Below are 1,319 nucleotides of genomic sequence, written 5' to 3'. Positions count from 1 at the left end.
GGGTGTGTCCGATAAACGGTGGATCTGGTCTGGCGGTCATTAGTTGATACGGCCTTCGAATGCGATCGCGAACGCGTTCAGCGCCGGCTTCCACCTCGTCGCCCAGCGTGCCCTGCCCCGGCCGGTCGGGTCAAGTGACCGGGTCACGAGGTAGAGGCACTTCAGCGCGGCGGCGTCGTTGGGGAAGTGCCCGCGCGCTCTGACGGCCCTGCGGTAACGGGCGTTCAGGGACTCGATCGCGTTCGTGCTGCAGATGATCCGGCGGATCTCCACGTCCCAGTCGAGGAACGGCACGAACTCGGACCAGGCGTTCTGCCAGAGCTTGCTGATCGCCGGATACTGACTGCCCCACTTCGCGTCGAACTCTTTGAACCGCTCGGCAGCGGCCGCTTCAGTCGGGGCGGTATAGACGGGGCGGAGGTCCTTGCCCATCTCTTCCCAGTAGTGGCGGGACGCGAACCGGAACGTGTTGCGGATCAGGTGGATGATGCAGGTCTGCACCGTCGCGAGCGGCCAGGCGGTGTTGATCGATTCCGGCAAGCCCTTCAGCCCGTCGCAGACCACGATGCAGACGTCCTCGGCGCCGCGGTTCTTGATCTCGGTAAGCACCCCGAGCCAGAACTTCGCACCTTCGCCGCCGTCGCCGGCCCAGATTCCGAGGATGTCCCGTTCCCCGTTCACCGTCACCCCGACGGCGAGATAGAACGGCTTGTTCCGCACCTGCCCGTCACGGACCTTCACCACCAGAGCGTCGATGAACACGACCGGGTAGATGCGATCCAGCGGACGGTTCTGCCACTCGGACATCTCCTCGATGACTTTGTCTGTGATCCTCGAGATCGTGTCTTTCGACACCGAAGCGCCGTAGACGTCGTCGAAGTGCGCCGCCACCTCACCAGTGGTCAGCCCACGGGCGGTCAGCGACAGCACGATCTCGTCGACGCCGGTCAGCCGCCGTTGCCGCTTCTTGACGATCTTCGGCTCGAATGATCCCTCACGGTCTCTGGGGACGTCGATCTCGACCCGGCCGACCTCCGTCAGCACCGTCTTCGACCTCGACCCATTGCGCGCGTTCTCGCTCGCCGAAACGACGTGCTTCTCGTAACCGAGGTGCTCGGTCATCTCCGCCTCGAGCGCTGTCTCGAGCACACGTTTCGTGAGCCCGTTCAGCAGCCCGTCGGGTCCGACGAGGTCGACGCCCTGTTCTTTCGCTTGTTTCAGCAGCTGCTCCGCGAGCTGCTGCTCATCGATGATCTCTCCCGTCACGGGATCGATCATCTCGATGACATCGGTCATCGCCCTTCCTTTCAGTCAGGCCA

General features: G+C 63.8%; 1 protein-coding gene. It reads right to left on the bottom strand.

Annotated elements, in window-relative coordinates:
- Positions 1-39: 39 nt before the first annotated feature.
- Complete coding sequence (locus tag MA876_RS18805) at positions 40-1,278, bottom strand: IS256 family transposase (protein WP_248153019.1); 1,239 nt, start codon at positions 1,276-1,278, stop codon at positions 40-42.
- Positions 1,279-1,319: the final 41 nt, after the last annotated feature.

This window comes from Microbacterium aoyamense, from assembly GCF_023155855.1.
In the GTDB taxonomy this organism is placed as follows: Bacteria; Actinomycetota; Actinomycetes; order Actinomycetales; family Microbacteriaceae; genus Microbacterium; species Microbacterium aoyamense.
The sequence above is the reverse complement of the archived record's forward strand: the minus strand, read 5'-3'. Positions and strand labels throughout refer to the sequence as shown.

Excerpts from the sequence above, each read along its gene's own strand:
- MA876_RS18805 (WP_248153019.1), bottom strand. The coding sequence starts at position 1,278 with ATGATCGATCCCGTGACGGGAGAGATCATCGATGAGCAGCAGCTCGCG.